Origin of the sequence: Kitasatospora sp. NBC_01539 (assembly GCF_045040525.1) — a bacterium.
GTDB lineage: Bacteria > Actinomycetota > Actinomycetes > Streptomycetales > Streptomycetaceae > Kitasatospora.
This window is the reverse complement of sequence record NZ_CP109390.1, coordinates 6712427-6739175: the sequence shown is the minus strand read 5'-3', so window position 1 is coordinate 6739175 and position 26749 is coordinate 6712427. Positions and strand designations below refer to the sequence as shown.

Genomic DNA, 26749 nt, shown 5'->3' with positions numbered 1-26749 from the left:
CCGGCGTCACCGGTTCGAGACGGCCTGTTTGACCAGGGTGCGGCCGAAGTCCCACATGAGCCCGCTGCCGCGGTGGGCGTCGTCCATCACCTCGGTGAAGGCGTCGACGAACCGGTCGACCTCCTTCTCGGTGATGATCAGCGGCGGGATCAGCTTGATGACCTCCAGGTGGTCGCCGGAGACCTGGGTCAGGATGCGGTGCTTCTGCAGCAGCGGCACCACCACCATCTGGGCGAACAGTCCCTTGCGTGCGGCCTGCAGCGCCGTCCAGCCGGTGCGCAGCTTCAGCGACTTGGGCCGGCCGAACTCGATGCCGATCATCAGCCCGCGGCCGCGGACATCGGCCAGCAGCTCGTACCTGTCGGTCAGCGCCGCCAGCCGGGCCCGGAGGAGGTCGCCGATCCGGCGGGCGTTCTCGACGACCTGCTCGTCCTGCACGACCTGGAGGGTGGCGAGACCGGCGGCCATCGCCTGGGCGTTGGAGCCGAAGCTCGCCGAGTGCACGAGCACCCGGTCCATCGAGGAGTACACCTTCTCGAAGATCCAGCTCTTGCCGAGGGTCGCGCCGACCGGCACGTAGCCGCCGGAGAGCGCCTTGGCCGCGCAGACGAGGTCGGGGCGCACGCCCTCCTCGTGCTGGTAGGCGAAGAACGTGCCGGTGCGGCCGATGCCGGTCTGCACCTCGTCGCAGATCAGCAGCGCCTTGTGGGCGTGCAGCAGCTCCTGGGCGGCGAGCAGCCAGCCGGGCGGGGTCTCGTGCACGCCCTTGCCCTGGATCGGCTCGACGATCAGCGCGGCCACGTCGCCCTTCCTCAGCTCCCGCTCCAGCGCGGCGAGGTCGCCGAGCGGAACGGCGGTGTCGGGGAGCAGCGGGTCGAAGCCCTTGCGGAAGCCGCTCTCGCCGTTGACGGAGAGCGCGCCGGCGGTGAGGCCGTGGAAGGCGTGGTCGCAGTAGAGGACGCGGGGCCGGCCGGTGGCGTACCGGGCGAACTTGAGTGCCGTCTCGACCGCCTCGGTGCCGCTGTTGCCGAAGAACACCCGGTCGAGGCCGGGGGCGTGGGCGACGAGCCGCTCGGCGAGCAGGCCGGGCAGCGGCGGGCAGTCGAAGCGGGTGAGGTCGGGCAGGTCGAGGTCCATGACCTGCCGGAGGGCGTCGCGGACGACGGGGTGGTGCCGGCCGAGGGCGAAGATGCCGAAGCCGGCGAGCATGTCGAGGTAGTCGTTGCCGTCGGCGTCGTAGAAGTACGCGCCCCGGGCCCGCTCGTAGGTGCGGTCGAAGCCGATGGTGTGCAGCATCCGGGGCAGCTGCGGGTTGAGGTGACGGGCGTGCAGCTCGTACCGCTCGGCGCCGCGGTCGGCGAGCAGGGCGGCGAGGTCGAGTCCCCCGGTGGGGCGGTCAGCCGGCATTGTGCGGGTTCGCTCCTCTGATCGGCAGCAGCTGCTTGGCGAAGACGGCGGTCTGGGCGGCGACACCGGTGCCGGTGAGCCCGATCTCCTCCAGGATCTCACCGCGGCCGGCGTGGGCGAGGAACTCCTGCGGGATGCCGAGGTCGCGCAGCGGGGTGTCGACGTCGGCGTCGCGCAGGGCCTGGGCGATCGCGGAGCCGACGCCGCCGGTGCGGCCGTTGTCCTCGACGGTGACGACGAGCCGGTGGGCGGCGGCCAGGGTGACGAGGGCGGGGTCGACCGGCTTGACCCAGCGCGGGTCGACGACGGTGGCGCTGAAGCCCTCGGCGAGGAGCAGGGCGGCGGCGTCGAGGCAGGCGGGGGCCATCGCGCCGACGGCGACGAGCAGGATGTCGGGGGTGGGGCCGGTGCGCTGCAGCACGTCGACGCCGCCGACGCGCTCGATGGCGGGGACGCCCGGTCCGAGCTCGCCCTTGGGGAAGCGCAGGACGGTGGGGGCGTCGCCGACCTCGACGGCCTCGCGGAGCTGGGTGCGGAGCTGCTCGGCGTCGCGCGGGGCGGCGAGCCGCAGGCCGGGCACGAGCTGGAGGATCGACATGTCCCACATGCCGTTGTGGGAGGCGCCGTCGTTGCCGGTGACGCCGGCCCGGTCGAGGACGAGGGTGACGCCGAGGCGGTGCAGGGCGACGTCCATGAGCACCTGGTCGAAGGCGCGGTTGAGGAAGGTCGCGTAGACGGCGACGACCGGGTGGAGGCCGCCGGTGGCGAGGCCGGCCGCGCTGGCGACGGCGTGCTGCTCGGCGATGCCGACGTCGAAGGTGCGCTCGGGGAAGGCCTGGGCGAACGGTCCGAGGCCGACGGGCTGCAACATGGCGGCGGTGACGGCGACGACGTCGGGGCGGTCGGTGCCGAGCTCGACCATCTCGGCGCCGAAGGCCGAGGTCCAGGACTGTCCGGCGGCGGGCGAGACGGGCAGGCAGGTGTACGGGTCCATGGCGCCGACGGCGTGGAAGCGGTCGGCCTCGTCCTGCTCGGCGGGCCGGTAGCCGTGGCCCTTGCGGGTGATGCAGTGGACGATGACGGGCCCGCCGAAGTGCCGGGCGCGGCGCAGGGCCTGTTCGACCGCGGCGATGTCGTGCCCGTCGACGGGTCCGACGTACTTGAGGCCGAGGTCCTCGAACATGCCCTGCGGGGCGAAGGCGTCCTTGAAGCCCTTCTTGGCGCCGTGCAGGGCGCCGAAGATGGGCTGGCCGACGATCGGGGTGCGTTGCAGGGCCTCCTTGCCCCAGGCGAGGAAGCGCTCGTAGCCGCGGGTGGTGCGCAGGGTGGCGAGGTGGTGGGCGAGGCCGCCGATGGTCGGCGAGTAGGAGCGTTCGTTGTCGTTGACGACGATGACGAGGGGGCGGTCGTCGGCCTCGGCGATGTTGTTGAGCGCCTCCCAGGCCATGCCGCCGGTGAGGGCGCCGTCGCCGACGACGGCGACGGTGTGCCGGCCGGTCGCGCCGAGCAGTTGGTTGGCCTTGGCGATGCCGTCGGCGTAGCCGAGCGCGGTGGAGGCGTGGGAGTTCTCGATGAGGTCGTGGTCGGACTCGGCGCGGGAGGGGTAGCCGGAGAGCCCTCCCCTGGCTCGCAGCCGGCTGAAGTCCTGGCGTCCGGTGAGCAGCTTGTGCACGTACGCCTGGTGGCCGGTGTCCCAGAGGATGCGGTCGCGTGGGGAGTCGAAGACGCGGTGCACCGCGATGGTGAGTTCGACGACGCCGAGGTTGGGGCCGAGGTGTCCGCCCGTTCGGGTGACGGCGTCGATCAGGAAGTCCCGGATCTCGTCGGCGAGCAGCGGGAGGTCGCCGGCCGGCAGGCGTCTGAGGTCGGTGGGCCCGGTGATCGTGGACAGGAGTGACATGGCTTCACCTCGCGGCTCGGGTGGAGAGCGATGACCGTCAGTGTCCAGCGTGCGCCCGGCGTGCGCGGGTGCGCACGCCGGGCGGACGGTCCGCTACTTCCCGCGGCCCGCGCCGAGGGTCTCGCGGGCGGCGCGCAGCGACTCCTTGAGCGAGCCCATGGTGGCGAGGACGGCGGTCGGCTCGTAGCCGCAGTGCGCCATGCAGTTGTCGCAGCGGGCGTCCTTGCCGCGGCCGTACTTGTCCCACTCGGTCTTCTCGATGAGCTCCCGGTAGGTGGGCACGTAGCCGTCGGCCATGAGGTAGCAGGGCCGCTGCCAGCCGAAGAGGGAGTAGTTGGGGATGCCCCAGGCGGTGCACTCGAAGTCGACCTTGCCCTCCAGGAAGTCCAGGAAGAGCGGGCTGTGGTTGAGCCGCCAGCGCAGGCGGTTGCCGCCGGCGAACGACGTGCGGAAGAGCGCGCGGGTCTGCTCGACGCCGAGGAAGTGGTCCTGGTCGGGGGCCTTCTCGTAGGCGTACGCCGGGGAGATCATCATCTCGTCGACCTGCAGCTCGTCGTTGAGGTAGTCGAGCACCTCGATGACGGTCTGCGGGGTGTCGGTGTTGAAGAACGTCGAGTTCGTCGTGACCCGGAAGCCGCGCCGCTTGGCCTCCTTGATGGCCTCGACGGCCTCGTCGAAGGTGCCCTCCTTGGCCACCGACGCGTCGTGCCGCTCGCGCAGCCCGTCGATGTGCACGGTGAAGGTGAAGTACGGCGAGGGCGTGAACTTGTCGAGCTTCTTGCGCATCAGCAGGGCGTTGGTGCAGAGGAAGACGTACTTGCGGCGGGCGACGAGCTGGCGCACGATCTCGTCGATCTGCGGGTGCATCAGCGGCTCGCCGCCGGCGATCGACACCATGGGCGCACCCGACTCCAGCACCGCGCCGACCGCCTGGGCGACGGGCATTCTCTGCTTGAGCACCCCGGCCGGATGCTGGATCTTGCCGCACCCCTCGCAGGCCAGGTTGCACGCGTACAGCGGTTCCAGCTCGACGATCAGCGGGAACTTCTCACGGCGCTTGAGCTTCTGCTGCAGCAGGTAGGTGCTGACGCGAAGGGACTGGCGCAGCGGCATGGCCATGGCTAACTCGCCTCCTGAGGGAGCGTCGATGGCTTGGGGTGGGGCTCGGACTGTGCGGGTTCGCCGGTGGCGGCGAGCCGGTGCCACTCGGTGAGCGCCGGTACGGCGGCGCGCAGCGTCCGCCAGGACCGGACGCCCGCGGGCAGCGTGCCGGGCCGGAGGAGTTCGCGCTCGGGGGTGTCCACGACGACCCGCAGGACGGCGGCGGGCAGCCCGGGCCGCAGCTCGGCGCGGGCGGCGAGGACGGCGGCGGCCTCCATGTCGACGGCGAACGCGCCGCGGGCGTGGAGGGCGCGCCGCTGCACACCGCGGACGACGTGGTCGGCGGTGTGGTGGAGGCCGATGTGGGTGGTCATTCCGCAGGCCTGGAGGGCCTTGGCGAGCGGCGCCGCGGAGTCGAGCTCGTACCGGCCGCCCTCGGAGTCGCGGACGGCGTCCGCGACGATGATGTCCCCCGGATCGGTGCCCGGGGCGACGGACGCGCCGAAGCCGGCGACCACCAGGGCGCCGTAGCGGCCGGTGGCGAGCAGGGTGCGCAGGCTGCGGCGGGCCCGGGTGCGGCCGATCCCGGTCCGGACGAGCACCGGTGAGCCGCCGACCGCGCCAGCCCAGTCGCCGCCGCGCAGGGCCCACGCCTCGGGGCCGAGCGCGCACACCACCAGCAGGGGTTCACCGGTCATCCTGGGCCTCCGCGCGGTCGGGGTCGTCGTATCGATCGGGGTCTCCGTGGTGGTCCTTCACCGGCCACCGCCTCCTGAGCCGAGCGCGCGGCCGGTGACGTACCGGCCGAGGGCCGTGACGGGGAAGACCAGCCGGTAGAGGTGGTAGTTGATGGAGAAGTCCCAGGGGAAGCCGGTGCCGGTGAACTGCGGTTCGTCCCAGGTGCCGTCGGCCCGCTGGGTGCGGGTCAGCCAGCGGACGCCGCGCTCGACGGCCTCGCTGCCGGTGCGGTCGGCGCCGCCGGGCTCCCCGGCGGGCCCCTCCCCGGCGGCGAGGAGCGCCATCAGGGCCCAGGCGGTCTGCGAGGCGGTGGAGTCGCCGCGGCCCGCCCAGGTCGCCGGGTCCTCGTAGGAGCGCATGTCCTCGCCCCATCCGCCGTCCGGGTTCTGCCGGCTCTCCAGCCAGCGGACGGCGCGGCGTACGGCCGGGTGGCCGGGCCGGACGCCCGCGGCGACCAGGGCGGGGAGGACGGAGCCGGTGCCGTAGATGTAGTTGGTGCCCCAGCGGCCGAACCAGGACCCGTCCGCCTCCTGCTGGGCGAGGAGCCAGGCCACCCCGCGCCGGGTGCGCGGGTCGCGGGCCTTGCCGACCTCGGCGAGCATCTCGACGACGTGGGCGGTGACGTCCGCCGACGGCGGATCGATGACCTCGCCGAAGTCGCAGAACGGCAGCTTGTTGGGGAGCGGGCTGGTGTTGTCGACGTCGAAGGCGCCCCAGGCGCCTTCGCGGGACTGCATGCCGAGGTTCCACTCGACGCCCCGGTCCACCGCGGCGTCGATGCGCTGGGGCTCGGGGTGGGCGACCCGGCGCAGGGCGAGCACGACCTCGGCGGTGTCGTCGATGTCGGGGTAGGTGTCGTTGTGGAACTCGAACGCCCAGCCGCCGGGGGCGAGGTTGGGCCGCCGGACGGACCAGTCGCCGGGGGTGGTGATCTCCTCGCCGAGCATCCAGTCGGCGGCGCGGACGAGCGCGGGGTCGTCCGCGGGCAGGCCCGCGTCACGCAGGGCGACGGTGGCCAGGCAGGTGTCCCACACCGGCGACTGGCAGGCCTCCATCCAGCGCCGGCCGTCCTCGGTGTGCACGGTGAAGCCGTCGAACGCGGTCAGGCCGGCCTTCATCACCGGGTGGTCGAGCCGGTAGCCGAGGAGGTTCAGGGCGATGAGCGAGTAGACGGCAGGCGGCTGGATGCCGCCCCAGCAGCCGTCGGCCTCCTGCCGGTGCACGATCCAGCGGCCGGCCCGGGCGAGCGCCAGCCGGCGCAGCGGCCGCACGGCGTACCGGTGGTAGTGGTGCATCAGGCGGTCGAGCCGCTGGAACAGGCCGTCCCAGCTGGCGGCGGGCGCGAGCGGGCGGAGCGGGTACGGGTCCGCGGGGTCGGCGTGCAGCTCGGTGAGGGCGAAGGGCGCCGGGTGCACCGGGCGGTGCGCGGAGACCACCGTGAGCGGGACGATCGTCTGCCGGGCCCACTGGCCGAAGGCGTAGATGTTGAGCGGCGCCCAGCGGGGCAGGAAGAGGATCTCGGGGGGCAGCTCGGGAAGGCGTTCCCACGGCCACCAGCCGAACAGGGCCAGCCAGATGCGGGTGAAGACGCGGGTGGCGGCGATGCCGCCCGCCTCGCGGACGTAGTGGGCGGCCGCCGCCATGTGGGGGGCCTGTGGGTCGTCGCCGGCGAGTCTGAGGGCGACGTACGCCTCGACGGTGGTGGAGAGTTCGGGCGGCCCGCCGTGGAAGGTCGCCCAGGTGCCGTCCGCACGCTGCTTCGAACGGATCCAGGCTGCCGTGGCCAGGGTCTGCTCAGGGGTGCGGATGCCCAGGAACTCGCGCAGTAAAAGGTCCTCGGCGTCCATGGTGACGTTGGTCTCCAGGTCGCCCTTCCACCAGCCGTCGGAGTGCTGGAGTGACAGCAGGTGGGCGGTGGCCCGGGCCAGCGCCTCCTCGGCAGGAACATCGTCGGACAGTCCTACCGCAGTCGCGCCGTCGGCCGACGCCTGCGCGGCGTCGGCGGGTGGCACGCCGCCGTCCGGTACCGACCGGGCCTGCGCCCGGTCGGGTGCCGGAGGGCGGTCACCCACCGCGGCCGGCTCGGAATCGTACTCGGGGTCGAGCCGGCCGCCCGCGGTTGCTGTCAATTCACGTCACCTCTCTCGTACCACCACGAATTCGGCGAGTGCGACGAAGTGCTCGCGCACCTCGTCGGCCATCGGCACCTCGTCCAGTGCGGCGAGGGCGGTCTGGTGCTGGCGGCGGGCCTCGTCCTGCGTCCAGGCCCGGCCGCCGGCCTCCTCGATCAGGGCCGCACGGGCGGCGAGCGCCTGCTCACTCTCCTCACCCCGACCTTCGGGGTCGGCCAGCAGTTCGGCGAGTCGGCGCGAGGCGGCGCCGCCCTCGGCGAGCGCCGCGCACACCGGCAGCGACTTCTTGCGCTGGCGCAGGTCGCCCCAGTGCGGCTTGCCGGTCACCTCGGTCGCGCCCCAGATGCCGAGCAGGTCGTCGACGGCCTGGAAGGCCAGGCCGAGGTGGTGGCCGTAGCGCTGCAGCGCGTCGGAGACCCGGTCGTCGGCACCGGCCAGCACCGCGCCGATCGCGGCGGAGGCCGCCAGCAGGGCGCCGGTCTTGCCGCCCTCCATCTCCAGGCACTCCTCGACGGTCACGACGTCGCGCTGCTCGAAGGCCACGTCCATCGCCTGCCCGTCGATCAGGCGGCGGGTCGCGGTGGTGATGAGCCGGACGGCGCGCGCCGCGTCGACCGCGCTCGCCCCACCGGTCACGGCGGCGTCGAGGAGCACCTCGGTGCCCAGCGTCGCCATCGCGTCGCCGGCGAGCACGGCCTGGGCCGGACCGAAGACCGTCCAGGCCGTCGCCCGGTGCCTCCGGGTCTCGTCACCGTCCATCAGATCATCATGGAGCAGCGAAAAGTTGTGCACCAGTTCGACGGAGACGCCGCCGGGCACGCCGGCCTCGGCCGATGCCCCGGCCGCCTCGGCCGAGAGCAGGGCCAGCGCCGGGCGCACGGCCTTGCCGCCGTCCCCCGCCGCCGGGCGCCCGTCCCGGTCGATCCAGCCGAAGTGGTAGGCACCGACGGTGTCCATCGGTGCGGCCAACCGGGCGACGGCCTCCCGCAGCGACGGGGTGCACATGGTCCGGCCGCGTGCCAGCAGGTCCAGCACCGAGGTGGTGTCCTTCACCGCTCCGGTGCCCTGGGTGCGAGCCTCCACGTGCGTTCCCTCTCCTTGCGAATGCCCGGCCTTTGCGGGGGCCGGGCGTGTAGCGGTGTCGGTGGTGCCCGGGCGTGCCGTCATCGCGGCCACCGCCCGTCCCCGCGGTCGGCGGGCGACCGCCGGCCGGTGGCGGCGAGCTCGGCGTCCGCCGCGGCATGGCCGCTGCGCACCGCGCTCTCCATCGTGGCGGGCCATCCGGTGGCCGTCCACGACCCGGCCAGCAGCAGGCCGGGAACGTCCGTGCGTGCCCCGGGCCGCAGCCGGGCGGTGCCGGGGGCCGGGTCGAACGTCGCCGTGCGCTCGCGCGTCACGAAGAAGTCGAGCACCTCGGCCGTCCGGGCGCCGGGGATCAGCCGTTCCAGCTCCGGCAGGTAGCGGGCCCGCAGCTCGGCGACCGGCAGGTCGATCTCGTCCTGCACGGCCGACTGCGAGAGCGCCAGGTACTGCGCGCCGGGCACGGCGAGGCCGGAGTGCGGCGTACGGTCGAACACCCACTGCACCGGCGAGCCCAGCGCCGCGAAGAACGGCTGCCGGAGCAGGGTGCGGTCGTAGACGACGTGCACGTTGAGGATCGGCGCGTGGCCGAGCGCCGACAGCCGGTGCTGCGCGGGGATCGCCCCCGGCGGCAGCAGGGCGGCGGCGGCCTCCTGCGCGCCGGCCAGCACCACCGTGTCGGCGGTCAGCAGCTCGCCGTCCTCCAGGCGGACGGCGTGCCGGTCGGCCGGCTTGATCTCGGCCGCCCGGGTGCGCAGCCGGACCTGCACGCCGGCGCGCTCCAGCTCCGCGAGGGCGGCGTCGTGGTGGATCTCCCCGAGCGGCACGTTGGCCATGCCGATGTCGGAGGCGCCCGGGTCGGAGAGCAGGCCGGTCTTAAAGACCATCGCGGCCAGCGCGAGCGAGGTCTGCTCCGCGGTGGCGTTGAGCGTGGCCACGCCGACGAGGTCCCACAGGGCGGCCACGGTGGCCGGGGTCTGCCCCTGACGGCGCAGCCACTCCCCGAAGGAGAGGTCGTCCAGTGCCGGGTCGGCCAGGTCGAGGGCCTTCAGGGCGAGTGCCGCCCGCACCACCCGCAGCCGGTCGGCCGGGCCGAGGTGCGGATATCCGCCGAGGCTCGCCGCCAGGTGCAGCGGCACCGGGAGCCCGGCCCGCCGCAGCCGGCCGAACGTCCGCTGGCCGTCGGCGGTGACGCTGAGCACCGGCACGTCGAGCCGCGGCTGGACGTCCACCAGACGGCCCGCGCCCAGTCGGTCGATCAGGCCGCGGTAGGCGGTGCAGCAGCGCAGGAAGACGTGCTGGCCGTTGTCGACGACGAGGTCGCCGCGGCGGAAGGAGAAGGCCAGCCCGCCGAGGCGGGGCCTCGTCTCCAGGAGCGTGACCGCGTGGTCGGCCTCGGCCAGCCGCAGCGCGGCCGTGATCCCGGCCAGGCCGCCGCCGACGACCACGGCGGAGGACCGACCGGCGGTCGTCCGTGCACTCATCGATGCCACCCCCTGCCCTGGTCGCGCTGCCGCTCCGAACCCAACGTCGCCGCACATGCAGGTGATTCCCTGTTGACACAGCGTGACATAACTCGGGGGAGAATCAAGAACGCCCTCCGGCGAGCCCGGACAGCGCCACGTAGGCCTTCTCCCAGCCGGGGAGCGAGACGCGGCCCCGCAGCACCGACTCCGGATCGGCCGCGATCCGGCCGAGCAGGCGGTGGTAGATGCCGGCCATCGCGGCGGTGCAGGCCCGGCTGCGGCGGTCGAGCATCGGCAGCAGCCGCAGGCCCTCCTCGAAGGCCTGCTGGGCGCGCTGCGCCTCGAAGGCGACCAGCCCGGCGAAGTCGGCACCGACCGGCGGCGCGGACAGGGCGAAGCCCTCCTGGCACCCGAACCGGACGAGGTCCTCGGTGGGCAGGTAGGTGCGGCCGTTGGCGGCGTCCTCCCGCAGGTCGCGCAGGATGTTGGTGAGCTGCAGGGCCAGGCCCAGCGTGTCGGCGTACTGCGCACCGAGCTCCGGGTCGTCGCAGCCGTACACGCCGAGCGAGAGGCGGCCGACGGAGCCGGCCACGCAGCGGCAGTAGACCTTGAGGTCCTCGAAGGTCCGGTACTCGACGCCCTTGAGGTCCATCTCGACGCCGTCGATCAGCTCGTCGAAGCCGCCGAGCGGGATCGGGAAGCGCCGGGCGGCGTCCGCGAGGGCCACCTTGATCGGGTCGGTGTCGTCCTCGCCGACCGTGCCGGCCCGGACCCCGTCGAGCAGCTCGCGGGTGCGCTGCAGGTGCTCGGCCTTGCGCTCCGGGGGGAGGTCGCCGTCGCCGATGTCGTCCACCCGGCGGGCGAGGGCGTAGAGCGCGGACATGGCGAGCCGCTTGGGCTCCGGCAGCAGCCGGATGCCGTAGCTGAAGTTGCGGGCCTGGAGCGCGGTGACCGCCTCGCAGTACCGGTAGGCCGCCATGACCGGCGCCGACGCCAGTGGTGATGCCGCCACGCGGGCGTTCACCTTCCCTTCGCGAAGAGTGCCGCCGCTCGCAGGGCGAGGCGGCGCTTGTCCGGCTTGGGCTGATGCGCGAGCACGTCGTACCCGGCGGCCTCGACGGCCGCCAGGGCCGCGTACCCGCCGGCGGTGAAGCCCGCCAGCAGCAGCCGTAGCCTTCCGTGAACCGTACCCACCAGCGGCGCGCCGCGGTCCAGCAGGGTCCGGGCGCGTTCGGCCTCGAAGGCGACGAGCTCGCGCACCCGGGGACCGGCCGTCGGCTCGGCGAGGTCGGCCTCGGTCACGCCGAAGCGCTCGCGGGAGTCGGCGGGCAGGTAGATGCGGCCGCGGCCGAGGTCCTCGGCGACGTCCTGCAGGTGCTCGACGATCTGCAGGCCGCTGCAGATCGCGTCGGAGAGGACGATCCGCTCGGGGGTGGCGACACCGGCGACGGCCAGCACGAGCCGGCCGACGGGGTCGGCGGAGAGCGTGCAGTAGCCGATCAGGTCCTGGTACGTCGCGTAGCGGGTGGCCGTCTGGTCCACCCGGTTGGCCTCGATCAGACGGCGGAACGGCTCCGGCGTGACGGGGTGCCGTTCGACCAGCGGGACGAGGGCGCGCATCAGCGGGTGGCGCGGTGGTTCGCCGCCCCGGCCGAGGGCGGCCTCGAAGACGCGGTCGAGGTCGCGCTCCAGCCCGTCGAGCAGGGCGAGGCGGAAGGCGGTGGTGCCGCCGGGGGTGTCGCCGTCGTCGGCGGGCACGTCCAGCAGTGCGGCGACCTGTCCCGGGTCGGCGAGATCGCCGTCTCCGGCGTCGTCGACCAGACGGGCGAAGCCGTACACCGCCATGAGGTCGGTGCGCCAGGCGGCGGGGAGGAAGGCCGGTGCGACCGGGAAGTTCTCCAGGTCCGCCTTGTCCAGCGTGGTCCCGCCTGTCTGATTGTCTGATTTGGCCGAAGCCGCCACTGCCGTCACTCCCCCGTTCTACACCGCCGTCCGCCGCAGGTCCGCCTCGGACACGGCCGGATTGGTCCGTTCAACGCGTCCGTTCAACGCGGAGGCCGGTGCCGAGAGATCCCGGCACCGGCCCCTTCTTGCGGTGATCAGCCGCGGTTGTGCTTCTCGTACGCGCGGACGACCTCGTCGGTGTGGCCGTCCATGACGAGCTCGCCCTTCTCGATCCAGATGGTGCGCTCGCAGGTGTCCCGGATGGCGTTGTTGTTGTGGCTCACCAGGAAGACCGTGCCGGCCTCCTTGCGGAGCTCACGGATGCGCGCCTCGGAACGCCGCTGGAACTTCTGGTCGCCGGTGGCCAGCGCCTCGTCGATCAGCAGCACGTCGTGCGTCTTCGCCGCGGCGATGGAGAACCGCAGGCGGGCCGCCATGCCGGAGGAGTACGTGCGCATCGGCAGGGTGATGAAGTCGCCCTTCTCGTTGATGCCCGAGAAGTCGACGATGTCCTGGTAGCGGTCCTTCACCTCGGCGGGCGTCATGCCCATCGCCAGGCAGCCCAGCACGACGTTGCGGTCGCCGGTGAGGTCGTTCATCAGCGCGGCGTTCACGCCGAGCAGCGAGGGCTGCCCGTTGGTGTAGATGCCGCCCCGCTCGGTCGGCAGCAGGCCGGCGATGGCCGCCAGCATCGTCGACTTGCCGGAGCCGTTCGAGCCGATCAGGCCGACGGCCTCGCCCTTGTACGCGGTGAAGCTGATGCCGCGCACCGCGTGCACCTCGCGGATCGAGGGCGCGCGCTTGCGCGAGATGATCCGGCTCAGTGCCGACGTGGCACTGCCCTTGCCGGAACCGGCACCGTGCACCTTGTAGACGATGTGCACGTCGTCCACCACGACGGTGGGGACGCGGGTCTGGTCGGCGTCCACCGGGGCCGCCTCCTTGACGTTGCTCGTTGCGATGTCAGCCACGGCCGTACTGCTCCTCTGCCTTCCAGAAGTAGACGAACCCGAGCAGGAACGCCACCAGCGCCCAGGCGATGCCGATCGCCCAGACGTGCGGCGGCAGCGCGCCGCGGTTGAAGTCGGTCGGGTCGAAGGCGAACCGGATCAGGTCCATGTAGACCGACGCCGGGTTCACGTCCGCGATGATCTGGATCCAGCGCGGCCAGGACTTGATGTTGCCCTCGATGCTGTAGAACACGCCCGAGAGGTACATCCAGGTGCGCAGGATGAACGGCATCAGCTGCGCCATGTCGCTGGTCTTGGCGCCGATCCGGGCCATGACCAGCGCGATGCCGGTGTTGAACAGGCAGAGCAGCAGCAGGGTCGGGACCACCAGCGTCCAGGTCACCGCCGGCATGATGCCGCTGGCCAGCACGATGCCGACGAGCACCACCATCGAGATCAGCAGCTGCTGGAGCTGGATGATCGTGAAGGCGATCGGCAGCGCCGCCCGGGGGAAGTGCAGCGCCCGGATCAGGCCCAGGTTGTCCGAGATCGACCGCGTACCGGACTGCACCGCGCTCTGGATGAACTGGAAGATGAAGACGCCGATGCAGAGCCAGGGCACGTAGTTCGGGATCGACTTGTTGCCCAGGATCAGACCGAAGACCAGGAAGTAGACGATGCAGTTCAGCAGCGGCGTCACGACCTGCCAGACCTGGCCGAGCTTCGCCGTGCTGTACTGCGCCACCAGCCTCGCGGTCGCGAACGACACGATGAAGTGCCGCCGGGCCCACAGGTCCTTGATGTACTGGGCCAGGCCGGGCCGGCGGCCGCTCACGGTGAGGCCGTACTTGGCCACGAGCTGCTTCGGGGTCAGGCCCGCGTCGGCACCCCTCGGGGCCGAGAGGTTGAGCGGGTCACTCAGAGTCGACACATTCGTCCTTGATCACGGGAAAGATTGATTCGACCGGCAGGGGGGTACTACCGGCAGCAGCGATCAGATGATTGGCGGTCTGCCCAAGCGGGTCAATCGCCATACCGTACGCCATCGCATCGGCCGTCGCGGCCCGCAGGGCTCGCGCCAGCCTGCCCGGAAACCGCCCGTCCAGGCCTTCAGCGCGTCGCCGGACGGGCGGCGGGCCAGGGTGAGCAGGAACCAGGTTCCCAGGTAGAGAGGCACCAACAGGGCCGGAAGGTTCCGTCGGGCCAGCCAGACCCTGTTCCGGGCCACGTTGTGGAAGTACGTGGCGTGCCGGGCCGGGGACGTGGTCGGGTGGTGCAGCACCACGTCGGCCCGGTAGTCGATGGCCCAGCCGGCGTCCTGCGCGCGCCAGGCGAGGTCGGTCTCCTCGTGCGCGTAGAAGAACTCCCCGGGGAGCTGGCCGGCCTGCGGGAAGACCGCCGTGCGGACGGCGCTGGCGCCGCCCAGGAAGGTCGTCACGCGGGAGGAGCGCAGCGGGTCGCTGGCGCGCAGCCGGGGGACGTGCCGCCGGGCGGTGACGCCGGTGTCCGGGTCGGCGATCCGGAAGGAGACGATGCCGAGCGACGGGTCCTCGGTGAAGGCCCGGCGCAGCAGCTGCGCGGAGTCGCAGTTGGGCAGCAGGCCGTCGTCGTCGAGGAAGAGCACCACGTCGACGTCGGCGCCGTCGGGGCCGAACAGCTCGATGCCGACGTTGCGGCCGCCGGGGATGCCGAGGTTCTCGGGCGTCTCGGCGGTGCGGATGCCCTCGGGCAGCTCGGGCAGCGGGGCGCCGTTGGCGACGACCGCGATCTCGACCGGCGGGCCGTCCTGGGCGCGGACGGACGCGATGAGGGCGTTCAGCTCCGCGGGGCGGTTGCCCTGGGTGATGACGACGGCGCCCAGCCGCAGCGCGTCGCTCATCGCAGCCTGCTGGAGAGGACGATGCTCAGCAGGTGCAGCACGGTCTGCAGCATGGCGATGGCCGCCAGCACGACGACCGCGAGGCGGGTGTAGAAGAGGCCGCCGGCGACCGCGTCCGCGATGCCCGCGGCGAGGATGAACAGCGAGGCCTCGACGGCGCCGACCAGCCGGTGGAACTTCAGCAGCGAGGCGGCCTTGCGGGCCTTGGCGACACCGGAGGAGCGCGGCACGGAGGCGGCGTCCTCGACCGCGGTCATGCCGCTGCGGGCGCGGGCCACGTCGACGAGGTCGGTCTCCGACTTGATCAGGATGGCGCCGAGCGCGGCGAGCGTGCCGAGGAAGGCCCACTGCCAGGCGGAGGAGGAGCCCTCCTCGTGGAGGAGGTCGGTGGCCCGCAGGCCGAGGCCGGTGAGCAGGGCGGCCTCGGACATGTAGTGGCCGACGCGGTCCAGGTAGACGCCGGTGAGCGAGGTCTGGCGGCGCCAGCGGGCGACCTCGCCGTCCACGCAGTCGAGCAGCAGGTAGAGCTGGATCAGCACGGCGCCCAGGACGGCGCCGGTCAGGCCGGGGACCACCAGGGCCGCACCGGCCAGGACGCCGGTGAACATCATCAGGTACGTCAGGCCGTTCGGCGTGATCACCGTGACGGTGCTCAGCACGCGGGTGATCCGCAGCGAGATCCTCCGCATGTAGAGGCGGCCGGCCCAGTGCTCGGCGCTACGGCGCTGGAGCATGCCCTCGGGGTGGATGACGGCCCGCAGCTCCTCGATGGAGGGGCGGCGGGTCAGGTCGACCGGAGGGCGTTCAGCGGTGGACTGATTGGACATAGTCGGCGTACGCGTCCCTGATGTCGGATGGGGAGAGGTCGAGGTGTTCCAGGATGGTGAAGCGCCCGGGACGGGTGTTCGGGGCGTAGTGCACCGCCTCGGTGAACTCCGCCTCGGTGAATCCGATCTCGTCGGCCGTCACCGGCAGGCCGTGGCTCGCCAGGCGTTCGACGATCAGGCCGGTCAGCTCGCGCTCGCCCCGCAGGAAGCTCGCGAAGGCCGCGCCGAGGCCGACCTGCTCGCCGTGCTGGGCGGACCGCTTGGGGTGGAGCACGTCCAGGGCGTGCGAGATCTCGTGGCAGGCCCCCGACGAGGGCCGGGTGCTGCCCGCGATGTTCATCGCGATGCCGGACAGTACCAGGGCCTCCGACAGGGTCATCAGGAGGTCCTGGTCCTCCAGGCACCCGGGGTGCCGGAGGAGGTTCTCGCCGGCCGAGCGCGCCATGGCGACGGCCAGGCCGTCGACGGGCTCGCCGGTGACCCGGTGGGAGAGCTCCCAGTCGGCGCAGGCCGAGATGTTGGAGATGACGTCGCCGATGCCGGCCGCCACGAAGCGCTGCGGGGCCTTGCGGATGACGTCGAGGTCGACGACGATCCCGATCGGGCTGGGCACCCCGTACGAGCCGCGGCCGGCGTCGTTGTCGAGGATGGAGACCGGCGAGCAGATGCCGTCGTGCGCGAGGTTGGTGGCGACCGCGACGACCGGCAGGCCGACCCGGGCGGCCGCGTACTTCGCCGCATCGATGATCTTGCCGCCGCCGAGGCCGACGAGGGCGTCGAAGTGGCCGCCGCGCATCTGGTCGGCGAGGCGCACCGCGCTGTCGAGGGTGCCGTCGGCGACCTCGTACCAGGCGGCGCCCGGGAGCAGCGGTTCGAGCCGCTCCCGGAGCACCGTGCCGGAACCGCTGCTGATCGCCACCGCTATCCGCCCGGAGGCGGACAGCCGCTGGTCGGCGAGGATGCCGCCGAGCGCGTCGAGGGCGCCCGGGCGGATCTCGACGAAGACGGGCGACGGCAGCAGCCGGGTCAGTACTGGCACGCGATCTCCCGCGCACGGGCCAGGTCGTCGTGGTTGTCGACCTCGACCCAGGTGACCTCGCCGATCGGCTGCACGTCGATGCGCAGGCCGCGGTGGACCATCTCCTGGTAGCCGTCCTCGTAGTACAGCTGCGGGTCGCGCTCGAAGGTCGCCTGCAGGGCGTCCGCGAGGGCGTCCTTCGCGGACGGGTTGATGATCGTGACGCCGATGTACTCGCCGGTGGCCTCGGAGGGGTCCATCAGCTTGGTGATGCGGCGCATGCCGAGGGCGGGGTCGACGACGACCTTCATCTCCTCGTCGGCCAGCTTCTTCACGGTGTCCAGGGCCAGCAGGATGCCGGGGGCGGCGCCCTCCGCGGTCAGCCGGTCGTTGCCGTCGAGCATGGTGCGCTGCACGGACGCCGGGTGCACGGTGTCGCCGTTGGCGAGCAGCAGGCCCTCGCCGAAGAGGTCGCGGGCGCACCACAGGGAGTAGGCGTTGTTCCACTCCTCGGCCTTGTCGTTCTCGACCAGGGTGAGCTTGACGCCGTACTTCTGCTCCAGGGCGTCCTTGCGGTCGTAGACCGCCTCCTTGCGGTAGCCGACCACGATGGCGGCCTCGCGCAGCCCCACCTCGGCGAAGTTGCCGAGGGTGAGGTCCAGGACGGTCCGCTCGCCGTCGACCGGCACCAGTGCCTTGGGCAGGGTGTCGGTGTACGGGCGGAGCCGGCGGCCGGCGCCGGCTGCCAGGACGAGGCCGATCATGCGGTGTCTCCTGATTCGTCGTGTTCTGCCGTGGCGTCGCCGAACACCCAGAAGTGGATGGACTCGGCGACGACGACCAGGGCCAGGACGGCGGCCAGCGCCACCAGCACGCCCTGCAGGGCGGCCGCTCCGGGCCCCTCGTGGCCGACGGGCCCGGTCGGGGCACCGCCGTACACGAGTGCGGCGCAGAGGGTGACGAGCAGGACCCGGCCCTCCTGTCCGCCGGTCGCGCGTACCAGCCAGCGGGCCGGCGCGCCGGTGCCGCCGCGGAGGCGGTACACCGTGTCGTAGTGATGGTAGGCGACGGCCGCGACCAGCCCGAACGCGGCCGGGAGGGCGGCGGTGTCCAGGCGCAGCGCCAGGGCGAGGACGGTCAGGTACTCGCCGGCGCGGAAGAACGCGGGGGCGAGCCAGTCGAGGGCGCCGGTGAGCCGGCGGGCCAGGACGAGGGAGCAGAGCAGGACGTAGCCGGCGGCGGCGCCGACCGCGCCCCAGGTGCCGCCGAGGCCGTACGCGGCGAGCGGCATGCCGACGGCGGCGACGGCGGCGGCCAGCAGCGGGACGGCGAGGGAGGGCAGCCGCCGGGCGACGGGCCGCAGGACCGGGGCGAGCAGCTCGGCGAGCGGGCCGCCGTCGGTGAGCACCGCGACCTCGCGGGCGGCCTGGTCGGTGCGGGGACGGCGCCGGTTGACCGAGCGCAGCACCCGGCCGGCCGTGGTGTAGCAGCAGGCGAGGGCGCAGCCGACGAGGAGCACGGTGAGGGTGATCCGCGGGGTGGTGAGGGCCGTGAGCAGGGCTATGAGGGCCCAGCGCTCGCCGATCGGCAGCACGACGATCCGGCGGGCCCAGACCGTCCAGCCGAGGCGGTCGAGGCGGTTGGACAGCTGCGCGGTGGGGCTGCTGTTCGCGGACTGCGCCTTGGTGCCGGCGGTGGCGGGGTTGCGCGCGGTCTCCTGGTCGGCGGCCATGAAGGCGAAGTCGACGCTGTGCCGGAAGGTCATGAGGACCATCGCGGCGAGGGCGAGCGCCCACACGTGGTCGCCGGTGCGGGTGCCGGCGATCGCGAGGCCCGCGTAGAACGCGTACTCCTTGGCGCGGTCGAAGGTGGCGTCGAGCCAGGCGCCGACCGTGGAGTACTGCAGGGAGTAGCGGGCCAGCTGGCCGTCCGTGCAGTCGAGCACGAAGGAGAAGAGCAGCAGGAGGCCGGCGGCGACGAAGCCGGGCCGGGTCGCGGTGGCCGCGCTCGCGGCGGCGGCGAGCGCGGTGACCAGCGAGGCGGTGGTGACCTGGTTCGGCGTGAGGCCGCGGCGGGCGCACCAGCGCGCGAGGTACCGCGAGTACGGGCTGACGCAGAACGTGGTGAAGAAGCCGTCCCGGCCCTTCACCGCGCGGCGCAGCCGGACGGCCTCCTCGTCGACGGCGGCGACGCCGGCGCGGGCGGCGGCCAGCTCGTCGCCGGTGCCGGGCACGGTCGCGACGAGGGTGCCGAGGTCGGGGTGCTGCACGGGGGTGCCGGCCTCGTGCAGGGCGGCGGCCAGCGCGTCCGGGAGCGGGGTCGCGGTGTCCGCCGTGTCGGCCAGCCGGCGGGCCGCGGCGCGCAGCGCGTCCAGGGCGGGTGCTCCGGCGACGGCGAGCGCTCCGGGCACGGCGCCCGCCGGGTACCGGGGGTCGGTGAGGCCCAGGCGCAGGGCGTGCCGGTGGCCGACGAAGCCCGCGTCGACGACGGCGACGCGCTCCGCGGGGCCGGTCTCGGCGAGGAGGGCGGCGACGTCGCCGGCGTCGGCCGCGTGCAGGACGCGGTCGAAGCCGAGGTCCGCCAGGTCGGCGGCGAGCGCCGCGGGCACGGTGCGGGGGACGGGGCGGCCGGTCTGCACGGGGATCGGCAGTGCGGTCACGGTGGCGGTGGTTCCCGCCCCGGCGCGCCCGCCGGAGCCCGTCGCGACGAGCGGCAGGGAGCCGCCCGGTCCTTCGACGGCCGACGGCTCGGAGCCGGTCACGATCACGGTGGACAGCGGGACTCACTCCCTGGCGTTGTGTACGTCCGGCCACAACGGGGTGCGGTGGGACAGGATGTGGGTGGCGGCGCCGCCCTGCGGGTCCGGCGCACCGGTCGAGGCTACCGGACGGGGCGTTTGCCCCCGAATCGGGCATCCTCTGCGCGGCGGCAGGACGGGTCGGGTGCGGACCGCGTCCCGGCGGGCGGTCTGCGGCCGAGCGGGCCGCGGAGCCGTTCGGATCATCATTCCGGACGGTGCACTCCGCATTCAAGCCGGGGACCGGCGGATTTAGGGCACACGTCCGATCACCGAACAGGCACAAGATGAAGAACCGGGAACGAAATCGTTCAGCACTCGAACGCATCTCCCGATCATTCGCCCCTTCCCGGGCCGCATGTGCGTCGCACGGCCGGGACCTCCGGCGATGGGGCAGACTTGGGGCCCGACGCCACTTGCGAAGGGGACCCCATGTCCGACATCTCGTCGACCGACCGGACGCACACCCTCCCGGAGATCGACACAGATCTCGACACGGATCCCGGAACGGCGACCGGCCCCGCCGCGGCCGCGACGGAGATCATGCTGGAACTCGTCGACGACGACGGCTTCACCATCGGCACCGCCGAGAAGCTCTGGGCCCACCAGCAGCCCGGCCGCCTGCACCGCGCCTTCTCGGTGTTCCTCTTCGACCAGCAGGGCCGCCTCCTGCTGCAGCGCCGCGCCCTCGGCAAGTACCACTCCCCCGGGGTCTGGTCGAACACCTGCTGCGGCCACCCGTACCCCGGCGAGCAGCCGTTCGTCGCCGCGGCCCGCCGCACCGCGGAGGAGCTCGGCGCCGCACCCGCGCTGCTCTGCGAGGCTGGCACCGTCCGCTACGACCTGCCCGACGAGGCCTCCGGCCTGATCGAGCGCGAGTGGAACCACCTCTTCGTCGGCCTCGTCACCGCCGACCTCGTGCCCGACCCGGACGAGATCGCCGACACCCGCTTCGTCACCGCGGACGAACTCAAGGCCCTGGAGGCGGAGAAGCCGTTCTCCGCCTGGTTCCGGACGGTCTTCGACGCGGCCCTGCCCGGCATCCGGGAGATCACCGGCCGCGGCTGGTAGCAGGCTCGGACCGGCCGGGCGTCCGGGGCGTCACAGCTCCCAGGGGTGCCCGGCCGGCTCGTCCGCACCCGCCGCCGGGATCGGCAGGGAGGCCCAGATCACCTTGCCCCCGTCGCCGGTGCGCTCCACGTCGCACACCCCGCCCGCCTGCAGGGTCACGCTCTTGACCAGCAGCAGGCCCCGGCCGCCGAGCTTGCCGAGATCGCTCTCCAGCGCCTTCGGCCGGTAGGGGTGGAGGTCCTCCACGGCGATCCGCACCCGGCCGTCGCCGATCGCCAGCTCCGTGGTGAGCTGCGGCGACACCACGGCGGCGTGCGTGACGGCGTTGCTGACCAGCTCGGACACGATCAGCAGCAGGTCGTCGATCAGCTCCTGGTACCGCTCCCCCGCCATGCCCTGCGCCAGCAGCCGGTCGCGGACCGCATGACGGGTCCGCGGCACCGCCGCCTCCTCCGCGACGGCGGCGAAGCGCCAGACGCCCGGCGCGGGGCCGGCACCGCCCTCACGTCCCGGGGCGAGGGCCTCTCTCGGTGCGGGGTCCTCACGGCCGTCGGCCGGGTCGTCGCGTCGCAGGGAACGCTCCTCGCGCCGCGCGCCGGAAGGGGCCGCCCGGCCCGCGTCCGGGGCCTCCGCCGACGGCCGGCGCGAGGCCGCCTCGCTGATCTGTTCCACGTCCAGCCACCCTTCGCATCGTGACGGGAGGCTCCGCCGCAGGCCGCGCGAGGGCCCTCACGAGCCGGCGGCCTTTCGGGAATCGGGCGTTCCGCAAGGCTCCCTCGGTCCACAGAGGCTAGGAGAGCACCCGTCGCCCCTGGGGAAGGGACTGGAACTTGGCGGCGGGTGAACTGTTCAGACCACTTGCGAACGCAACCGGACCGCATCGGTCCGATCTCGACTCGTTCTACCAGCGGAACGGTCAGTCTGCCGACGGTTTTCCCAGATCAGCACGATCGCCGGGCGCAGCCTTCACGCCTCTCACCACGGCACCTCCCGCTCTCGCCCTCGCCCGGCGCATGTCCGTTTCGCCATGATCCATGCCCATTCGCCGGCATCTCCTCGCACCCGCCGCCCAGGGGTGCAGAAACGCAGGTGAGAAGCACTCCCGGGGCCTGGTAATGTTCTCTCTGTCGCCAGGGGGCGAAGGAAACGGAAGCCCCGAGGCAACACACCCCGTCCGGGTGGCGGAATGGCAGACGCGCTAGCTTGAGGTGCTAGTGCCCTTTATCGGGCGTGGGGGTTCAAGTCCCCCCTCGGACACAAACCATTTCCCCACGGGGAGATGATGCAGTGAGAAGGTGCGGGTCGAGGTTCGCCTCGATCCGCACCTTCTGCGTTCCCGGGTGATACGTTCCTCGGATGCCGAGCGTCCGGTAGACCTCGGCCTTGTCCTCCAGTGCAGCGTTCTGGATCACCTTCGCCATGTCGCCGAGGCCCGTGATCATCTTCCGGATCGTCGCCTTGGACGGGGCCGTTGAGCGGGGTACGGTCCGCAGCCGTGCCTGGGCCTGGGTCCGCTGTGCCCGGACCTCGTTGGTCCACTGCGCGATGGCCGCCGGGTCCCCGCCGGCGTCGAGGGCCGCCTGGTAGCGCGCCAGCTTCGTGTCGCACTCCTTCACTTGCCGGCGGGCCCGCTCGATGTCGGCGCCGTCGTCGGTGTGCGCAGGTGTGGCTTGGAGGAGCGCGTCGATGGTGCTCTCCAGGCGGTGCGGGGCGAAGGCGCGGGCCAGCCAGGCGTCCAGCGGCAGCAGGACGTCTGCCTCGCGCAGGTAGATGTTGCGGGGATGGTGGACGTGGTTGGCGAGTGCGTACTCCTCGGGGAAGCGGCAGCGGTAGTAGGGCTTGTCGTGGTTCCACTGGCCCTGCATCTTCCGGTCGCAGAGGCCGCACATCAGGGCTCCGCGCAGCGTGTAGTGGCGCTTGGCGCGGTGGGTGGCGTGTTCCTTGGGCCCGCGCCCCCGGGAGGCGAGGAGGTCCTGGGCGGCCTGGAAGGTGTCGTCGTCGATCAGCGGCGCGTGGACGAGCTCGTCGGAGGTGATCCACTTGTCTTTTGGGTTCCAGCGCATCACGCCGATGTGCCCCATGGTCACATCGTCAGTGTCGAGGAGGACTTCGTCCTTGCGCTGCTTGTTCCAGACCTGGCGGCCGGTGTAGCGGGGGTTGGTGAGGATGACACGCACCGCGCTCTTGGCCCAGGCGATGCCGATCCGGTGAGGATTGCGCGCGGGGTCGTGGGCCGACGGGCAGGGTATCCCGTCCCGGGTCAGCCCCTCCGCGATGGCGAACAACCCAAGACCCGCCAGGTACTCGGCGAAGATGCGCTGGACGACCACGGCGGCAATCGGGTCGGGATCCAGGCCGTGGAGCATCCGGCCGTCGGCGGCCTTGGACGGGTTCGGGTGCGGCCCGAGCGCGACGATGGCGTAACCGTAGGGAGGGCGGCCACCCAGGAACCGGCCCTCGATCTTCGTCTGGGCGGCCATCGAGGTACGAACGCGGAGCTTGATGCGGGTGCGCTCACCCTTCGACATGCCGGCGAAGACCGACATGATCACATCGTGCGCTTCGTTGTCCGCATCGACCGCGCCACCGACCTCCGGCACCCAGAGCGGCACCCCGAAGTGGGTGAACAGTGGGAAGGTGTTGCCGAACTGGTTTCCGTAGAAGGCGCGGTGGGGCTCGCCGATCACCACGGCGTCAAACCCCCGAGCCGGGTCCTTCAGCGCGTCGAGCAGCCGGTTGGCCTGCGGACGGCGCTTCCACGGAACCGACCGGGACAGCCCCGCATCGAAGAACTCCTCAACGATCTCACCGCCGTGAGGCGCAATCAGTGCGGTCGCCCGCATCAACTGCCAAGCACGGGAGGACTCCGGGTCCTGCTGATCCTGAAGTTCCCCCCTGATGCTGGACAGCGGGTTTCTACGCTGCGGGGGTGAAGTCGTGCTGAAGTTCCACCCTGCGGTTGGACACCGATCTTCTACGCCGCGAGGGTATGACCTTGCTGGTGTCGCTGCCGGATCTCGAGTGGCGTGAGGTAGCCCCACTCCGGGTGCCTGCGTAGGCGCCTGCGGTTGTAGAAGGTCTCGATGAACTCGAAGACCTCCGCGCGGGCACTGGCGCGGTCAGGCCAGACCCGGGTGCCGATCTCCTCCTTCAGTACGGCGAAGAAGCTCTCGGCAGCGGCGTTATCGTAACAGGAGCCGACTCGCCCCATCGACTGCCTCATCTTCAACTTGCCTATTTCGGCTCGGAATTCAGTCGACGTGTATTCGCTGCCGCGGTCCGAGTGAAAGATGCAGCTGCGCTCGAGGCCGCCGCGTCCGGCCGCCATCCGCAGTGCGGCCACCGGCAGCTCGGCGCGGTGGTGGTCGGCCATCGCGTAGCCGACCACCTCGCGGGTGGCCAGGTCGATCGCGGTGGCCAGGTAGAGCCAGCCCTCCTCGGTCGGCAGGCAGGTCATGTCGCCGACCAGCCGCACTCCAGGGCGGGGCGCGGTGAAGTCGCGCCCGATCAGGTCCGGAACATGCACCGGCTTGCGGGCCTGACGAGTCAGGTTGCGGCGCCGGCGGCGGGTGACGCCCGCGATCCCACGCTCGCGCATGATCCTCTCCACCCTCTTCCGGTTGACGAGTCGGCCCTGGCGGCGCAGTTCCGCATGCACGCGCGGCACCCCGTAGGAGCCCCTGGAGGCGAGGTGGATCACGGTGATCTCGGCGGCGAGCAGGTCCTCGGCCCGCATGCGGGCGCGGCGGTCCTGCTCGCCGGCCCGCCAGGCATAGAAGGAGGAGCGGGCGATCCCCAGTACTCGGCAGATCCGCTTGACGCCCCAGGCGCCGTGGTGGTCATCAACGAAACGGAAGCGGATCACCGTATCGTCTCGGTCGCGAAATAGGCGGCCGCTTTGCGCAGGATCTCGATCGTCTTCTGCTGCTCGACCGTCTGCCGCCGCAGGCGGGTGAGCTCCTCGCGCTCGGCACTCGTCAGCTCGCCCGGTCGGCCCTCACCCCGGTCGGTCTTGTCCTGCTTCACCCAGCCCCGCAGCCCCTCCGGACTGACCCCGAGCTCCCGGGCGATCTCGGTGACGTTCCGATGCGGCGAGGACCGGACGAGCGCGACCGCGTCCCGCTTGAACTCCGCCGTGTAGCGCTTACTCATGTTGCTCTTGGTTCCCACCTGGCACTGCTTCCTCTGGGCTCACACGTCCCAGTGTCCAGGTGTCCAACCGCAGGGTGGAACTTCAGTTCTCCGCGCCCCGCAGGAGCCGCAGCAGCGCCCTCGCCACTGCTGGATTGAGTTGTGGCTCCTCTTCCGGCAACAGCACAACAAGCCTGCCGTGATCACCAGGATCCACCAGAGGATTTCCACCAACTTCGGCTACCCGTGCCATATCGTTCCCCCAACGTCTCCGGACGACGGCGCTCTTCAGTCAAGACGCGAACAAGGAGATCCTCCGCGCTGCCGTCGGACCACGGACATTAGAGCCGAATTCCGGCCGCACCAAACGAAACCCGACCGCCGACCCCCACGAAGTAGGTCGTCAACTGTGGGTCGATGAGCAAGCCGCGGTGAGGCAGCTCACTGCGGCACCCGATCGTCAGAACGACTGCTTGCCGTTGGCGAACAGCGCTGCCTCGACCTGGTCCGGCAGGACGCCTCGTTTCTGCGCACAGTCGTGCACTCCCGCCAGGTACTGCCTGTACTGGTCGGTGGTCCAGCCGTTCTCCGGCCAGTCGGCCTCGACCGTTCCCTGCTCTTTGAGAGCTCGCGAGACGACACTGTCCAGGATGACCGGCCGGTACGGCCCGGCAAGACTCGCATCCCCAGCGAAGTACAGCACCTTGGTGAAGAACGCTGCCCCCAGGTGGGGAATGTGCTGGTCGTTGTTGAAGGCCCAGTACGCTTCCGCCACTCCTCGCTCTCGGAGCGCCTCGATTGCCGCGCCGAGTCGCGCGTCGATGCCAGCAGCGGGAGAGTGGACGAAGATTTGCGCGCGCCGGTGCACTGACTGGGCCTTGGTGCCCGTGCCCCAGACCAGGGCCGCGACGAGCAGATGCCGGCGCCCTTCGACGGTGTCCACCTTGCGAGCGATGCTGAACACGGTTCGGCGGTCCACTCGCGGCCACTTGCCTACGAGCGGGCATGAGTCGAGTTCGGTCGGCCACCAGGCGGCGTCCGGCAGCGCGGCAATCCAGCGGGCTCGGTCGAAGGGGATCGCCTGGCCGAGCACCGAGTCGTGGTCCGGCAGGTCGAGGTCATATGGCAGGACGATCACGGCGGCTCCTTGATTCGAAAGCGAAGGAAGCGAGTACCGATTCCACACGGGTAGTCAGTCACGCCCCGTACGTCATGACGCCACGTCAGGTGTTCACCGAGCACAGCGCGCGACGCGGGCGATCTCGACAGAACGGCGTCAGGCGAATGACCCTCGAAGATCATGTTCATGACGGATAGGAGACGTTGATGCCGACAGCATCATCGCCATCGCCCTGCCCGTTGCCACGCCCCCATGTGATCGGGCGTTGTCTCCGGACCGCCATACAGCCCATGCCTGGAGAACCCACCCCTGGGTTTAGGGCGCGGTCTGACCCCGGACCGCAGCAAGGCTTACGTCACGACGGGGCAGGTGCATCCAACCCTCGACTGCAGCCATGGCTCGCTCGTGGTCGGTGACGGGCACCTCGGTCAGTCCACGTGCAGCGGCTCGCGCGACGACCGCTGAGATTAGGGCGTCCAGGTCGTGGTCACTGGCCACACACCGGTCACGAACCCGGCCGGAAAGGTCCAGGTCCAGGCCGGCCTCAAGACCGGCAAGAATCCGGGCCCGCGCGGCCGTGGCTTCCTTGCCCTTGTAGGTCCCCTCCGGGCCGAGTCCCCACTGGATCAGCGCGAACGCCGGGTATACCTCGGCAACGGGCCCCGAGCCGTCGCGCGGTACCGCCAGACCGCCCTCGGCCAGCCGAGCCAGCAGACCGACCGCGCGGATTGCGACGATGCCAAGCTTGTCGGCCGACACCGACAGCGGACGCTGCTTGCCCGCCCCAGTGCGCTTCCACGCCACGTCATCGGTCAGCCGGTGAGTGAAGGTGTTGCCGAGTCCAGGTCGACCGTCGGCGCAGGCTGCGTGGTGAGCGAGCGCAGGCAGCTCGACGCCGGTCCGGTGTGCGGCGAGCAGGGCGGTGAAGGCGACGGGCCAGCCCAGGGGCGAGTCTAGCCCGGTCTTGTCCGCGGACCGCATCGCTGCCAACAGGTCGTCGTCATGCCTCGCGGGAAGCAGTTCAACTGCAGGCCGCCGGCCCCACGTCACGCGGCAGACGCCTGTGGTTCCGGTGCGCCCGGCCAGGTCGACACCCACCGTCACCATGGCGGCGTCCTCCACCGCATCATCGGCCTGCTCTATCACGGGCTTCATCTGCATTTAGAAGTCCCCTCTCTCCTGTGCGGA

At 72.0% G+C, this 26749-nt stretch carries 23 protein-coding genes and 1 tRNA gene; 2 read left to right on the top strand and 22 right to left on the bottom strand.

The window, feature by feature from the left end:
• Positions 1 to 6 precede the first annotated feature (6 nt).
• The 16 genes from OG335_RS29215 to OG335_RS29140 form a co-directional block, all read right to left on the bottom strand.
• Positions 7 to 1407: an aspartate aminotransferase family protein gene (locus OG335_RS29215; RefSeq protein ID WP_405014118.1), complete on the bottom strand. Its 1401-nt coding sequence runs from the start codon at positions 1405 to 1407 to the stop codon at positions 7 to 9.
• On the bottom strand, positions 1397 to 3307 hold the full coding sequence (dxs, locus tag OG335_RS29210; protein WP_405014117.1) for a 1-deoxy-D-xylulose-5-phosphate synthase: 1911 nt from the start codon (positions 3305 to 3307) through the stop codon (positions 1397 to 1399). Before dxs ends, OG335_RS29215 begins: the two co-directional genes overlap by 11 nt.
• A 93-nt stretch (positions 3308 to 3400) precedes the next feature.
• Positions 3401 to 4426 (bottom strand): adenosyl-hopene transferase HpnH, encoded by a 1026-nt coding sequence (gene hpnH / locus OG335_RS29205; RefSeq protein WP_405014116.1) that lies wholly within the window; start codon positions 4424 to 4426, stop codon positions 3401 to 3403.
• A gap of 2 nt (positions 4427 to 4428) precedes the next feature.
• The gene (locus OG335_RS29200; RefSeq protein WP_405014115.1) at positions 4429 to 5106 is read right to left on the bottom strand and encodes a 1-hydroxy-2-methyl-2-butenyl 4-diphosphate reductase; all 678 of its coding nucleotides are present in this window, start codon (positions 5104 to 5106) and stop codon (positions 4429 to 4431) included.
• 57 nt (positions 5107 to 5163) lie between these two features.
• On the bottom strand, positions 5164 to 7158 hold the full coding sequence (shc, locus tag OG335_RS29195; RefSeq protein ID WP_405015567.1) for a squalene--hopene cyclase: 1995 nt from the start codon (positions 7156 to 7158) through the stop codon (positions 5164 to 5166).
• 123 nt (positions 7159 to 7281) lie between these two features.
• Complete coding sequence (locus OG335_RS29190) at positions 7282 to 8445, bottom strand: polyprenyl synthetase family protein (protein WP_405014114.1); 1164 nt, start codon at positions 8443 to 8445, stop codon at positions 7282 to 7284.
• Positions 8442 to 9842 carry a hydroxysqualene dehydroxylase HpnE gene (hpnE, locus tag OG335_RS29185; protein WP_405014113.1) on the bottom strand — a complete coding sequence of 467 codons (1401 nt, stop codon included), beginning with the start codon at positions 9840 to 9842 and terminating at the stop codon, positions 8442 to 8444. The genes OG335_RS29190 and hpnE overlap by 4 nt, the downstream gene beginning before the upstream one ends.
• Positions 9843 to 9945: 103 nt before the next feature.
• Positions 9946 to 10803 (bottom strand): presqualene diphosphate synthase HpnD, encoded by an 858-nt coding sequence (hpnD, locus tag OG335_RS29180; RefSeq protein ID WP_405015566.1) that lies wholly within the window; start codon positions 10801 to 10803, stop codon positions 9946 to 9948.
• 41 nt (positions 10804 to 10844) lie between these two features.
• Entirely contained in the window at positions 10845 to 11795 is a 951-nt protein-coding gene (hpnC, locus tag OG335_RS29175; RefSeq protein ID WP_405014112.1) for a squalene synthase HpnC, read from the bottom strand.
• 128 nt (positions 11796 to 11923) lie between these two features.
• A complete protein-coding gene (locus OG335_RS29170) occupies positions 11924 to 12739 on the bottom strand; it encodes an ABC transporter ATP-binding protein (RefSeq protein WP_405014111.1) in 816 nt (271 codons plus the stop codon).
• The gene (locus tag OG335_RS29165) at positions 12732 to 13649 is read right to left on the bottom strand and encodes an ABC transporter permease (RefSeq protein ID WP_405014110.1); all 918 of its coding nucleotides are present in this window, start codon (positions 13647 to 13649) and stop codon (positions 12732 to 12734) included. The genes OG335_RS29170 and OG335_RS29165 overlap by 8 nt, the downstream gene beginning before the upstream one ends.
• Before the next feature lie 63 nt (positions 13650 to 13712).
• Positions 13713 to 14585 carry a glycosyltransferase family 2 protein gene (locus OG335_RS29160; protein WP_405015565.1) on the bottom strand — a complete coding sequence of 291 codons (873 nt, stop codon included), beginning with the start codon at positions 14583 to 14585 and terminating at the stop codon, positions 13713 to 13715.
• A gap of 8 nt (positions 14586 to 14593) precedes the next feature.
• A complete protein-coding gene (locus tag OG335_RS29155) occupies positions 14594 to 15331 on the bottom strand; it encodes a CDP-alcohol phosphatidyltransferase family protein (protein ID WP_405015564.1) in 738 nt (245 codons plus the stop codon).
• 70 nt (positions 15332 to 15401) lie between these two features.
• Entirely contained in the window at positions 15402 to 16463 is a 1062-nt protein-coding gene (locus OG335_RS29150) for an iron-containing alcohol dehydrogenase family protein (RefSeq protein ID WP_405014109.1), read from the bottom strand.
• Positions 16451 to 17206: a sugar phosphate nucleotidyltransferase gene (locus OG335_RS29145; protein ID WP_405014108.1), complete on the bottom strand. Its 756-nt coding sequence runs from the start codon at positions 17204 to 17206 to the stop codon at positions 16451 to 16453. The genes OG335_RS29150 and OG335_RS29145 overlap by 13 nt, the downstream gene beginning before the upstream one ends.
• The gene (locus OG335_RS29140; protein ID WP_405015563.1) at positions 17203 to 19050 is read right to left on the bottom strand and encodes a DUF5941 domain-containing protein; all 1848 of its coding nucleotides are present in this window, start codon (positions 19048 to 19050) and stop codon (positions 17203 to 17205) included. The genes OG335_RS29145 and OG335_RS29140 overlap by 4 nt, the downstream gene beginning before the upstream one ends.
• 732 nt (positions 19051 to 19782) lie before the next feature.
• Here OG335_RS29140 and idi point away from each other — a divergent pair.
• On the top strand, positions 19783 to 20310 hold the full coding sequence (gene idi / locus OG335_RS29135; protein WP_405015562.1) for an isopentenyl-diphosphate Delta-isomerase: 528 nt from the start codon (positions 19783 to 19785) through the stop codon (positions 20308 to 20310).
• A 30-nt stretch (positions 20311 to 20340) separates the two neighbouring features.
• Here idi and OG335_RS29130 read toward each other — a convergent pair whose 3' ends face one another.
• On the bottom strand, positions 20341 to 20883 hold the full coding sequence (locus OG335_RS29130) for an ATP-binding protein (protein WP_405015561.1): 543 nt from the start codon (positions 20881 to 20883) through the stop codon (positions 20341 to 20343).
• Positions 20884 to 21482: 599 nt separating this feature from the next.
• Between OG335_RS29130 and OG335_RS29125 the strand changes: the two genes are divergently transcribed.
• Positions 21483 to 21567: transfer RNA gene (locus tag OG335_RS29125), tRNA-Leu, on the top strand.
• Here OG335_RS29125 and OG335_RS29120 read toward each other — a convergent pair.
• The 5 genes from OG335_RS29120 to OG335_RS29100 form a co-directional block, all read right to left on the bottom strand.
• Entirely contained in the window at positions 21549 to 23153 is a 1605-nt protein-coding gene (locus OG335_RS29120; RefSeq protein ID WP_405014107.1) for a recombinase family protein, read from the bottom strand. The genes OG335_RS29125 and OG335_RS29120 overlap by 19 nt on opposite strands.
• A 131-nt stretch (positions 23154 to 23284) precedes the next feature.
• Complete coding sequence (locus tag OG335_RS29115) at positions 23285 to 24175, bottom strand: IS3 family transposase (RefSeq protein WP_405014096.1); 891 nt, start codon at positions 24173 to 24175, stop codon at positions 23285 to 23287.
• Complete coding sequence (locus tag OG335_RS29110; RefSeq protein WP_405014097.1) at positions 24172 to 24480, bottom strand: transposase; 309 nt, start codon at positions 24478 to 24480, stop codon at positions 24172 to 24174. Before OG335_RS29110 ends, OG335_RS29115 begins: the two co-directional genes overlap by 4 nt.
• 421 nt (positions 24481 to 24901) lie before the next feature.
• Entirely contained in the window at positions 24902 to 25579 is a 678-nt protein-coding gene (locus OG335_RS29105; protein ID WP_405014106.1) for a hypothetical protein, read from the bottom strand.
• Positions 25580 to 25876: 297 nt separating this feature from the next.
• Positions 25877 to 26722, bottom strand: coding sequence for a DUF429 domain-containing protein (locus OG335_RS29100; RefSeq protein ID WP_405014105.1), 846 nt, complete (start codon positions 26720 to 26722; stop codon positions 25877 to 25879).
• Between the last annotated feature and the right edge of the window lie 27 nt (positions 26723 to 26749).

Excerpts from the sequence above, each read along its gene's own strand:
- OG335_RS29120 (WP_405014107.1), bottom strand. The coding sequence starts at position 23,153 with ATGCGGGCGACCGCACTGATTGCGCCTCACGGCGGTGAGATCGTTGAG.
- hpnE (WP_405014113.1), bottom strand. The coding sequence starts at position 9,842 with ATGAGTGCACGGACGACCGCCGGTCGGTCCTCCGCCGTGGTCGTCGGC.
- dxs (WP_405014117.1), bottom strand. The coding sequence starts at position 3,307 with ATGTCACTCCTGTCCACGATCACCGGGCCCACCGACCTCAGACGCCTG.
- idi (WP_405015562.1), top strand. The coding sequence starts at position 19,783 with ATGCTGGAACTCGTCGACGACGACGGCTTCACCATCGGCACCGCCGAG.
- OG335_RS29100 (WP_405014105.1), bottom strand. The coding sequence starts at position 26,722 with ATGCAGATGAAGCCCGTGATAGAGCAGGCCGATGATGCGGTGGAGGAC.
- hpnH (WP_405014116.1), bottom strand. The coding sequence starts at position 4,426 with ATGGCCATGCCGCTGCGCCAGTCCCTTCGCGTCAGCACCTACCTGCTG.
- OG335_RS29155 (WP_405015564.1), bottom strand. The coding sequence starts at position 15,331 with ATGCTCCAGCGCCGTAGCGCCGAGCACTGGGCCGGCCGCCTCTACATG.
- OG335_RS29190 (WP_405014114.1), bottom strand. The coding sequence starts at position 8,445 with ATGACGGCACGCCCGGGCACCACCGACACCGCTACACGCCCGGCCCCC.
- OG335_RS29215 (WP_405014118.1), bottom strand. The coding sequence starts at position 1,407 with ATGCCGGCTGACCGCCCCACCGGGGGACTCGACCTCGCCGCCCTGCTC.
- hpnD (WP_405015566.1), bottom strand. The coding sequence starts at position 10,803 with ATGGCGGCCTACCGGTACTGCGAGGCGGTCACCGCGCTCCAGGCCCGC.
- OG335_RS29200 (WP_405014115.1), bottom strand. The coding sequence starts at position 5,106 with ATGACCGGTGAACCCCTGCTGGTGGTGTGCGCGCTCGGCCCCGAGGCG.
- OG335_RS29145 (WP_405014108.1), bottom strand. The coding sequence starts at position 17,206 with ATGATCGGCCTCGTCCTGGCAGCCGGCGCCGGCCGCCGGCTCCGCCCG.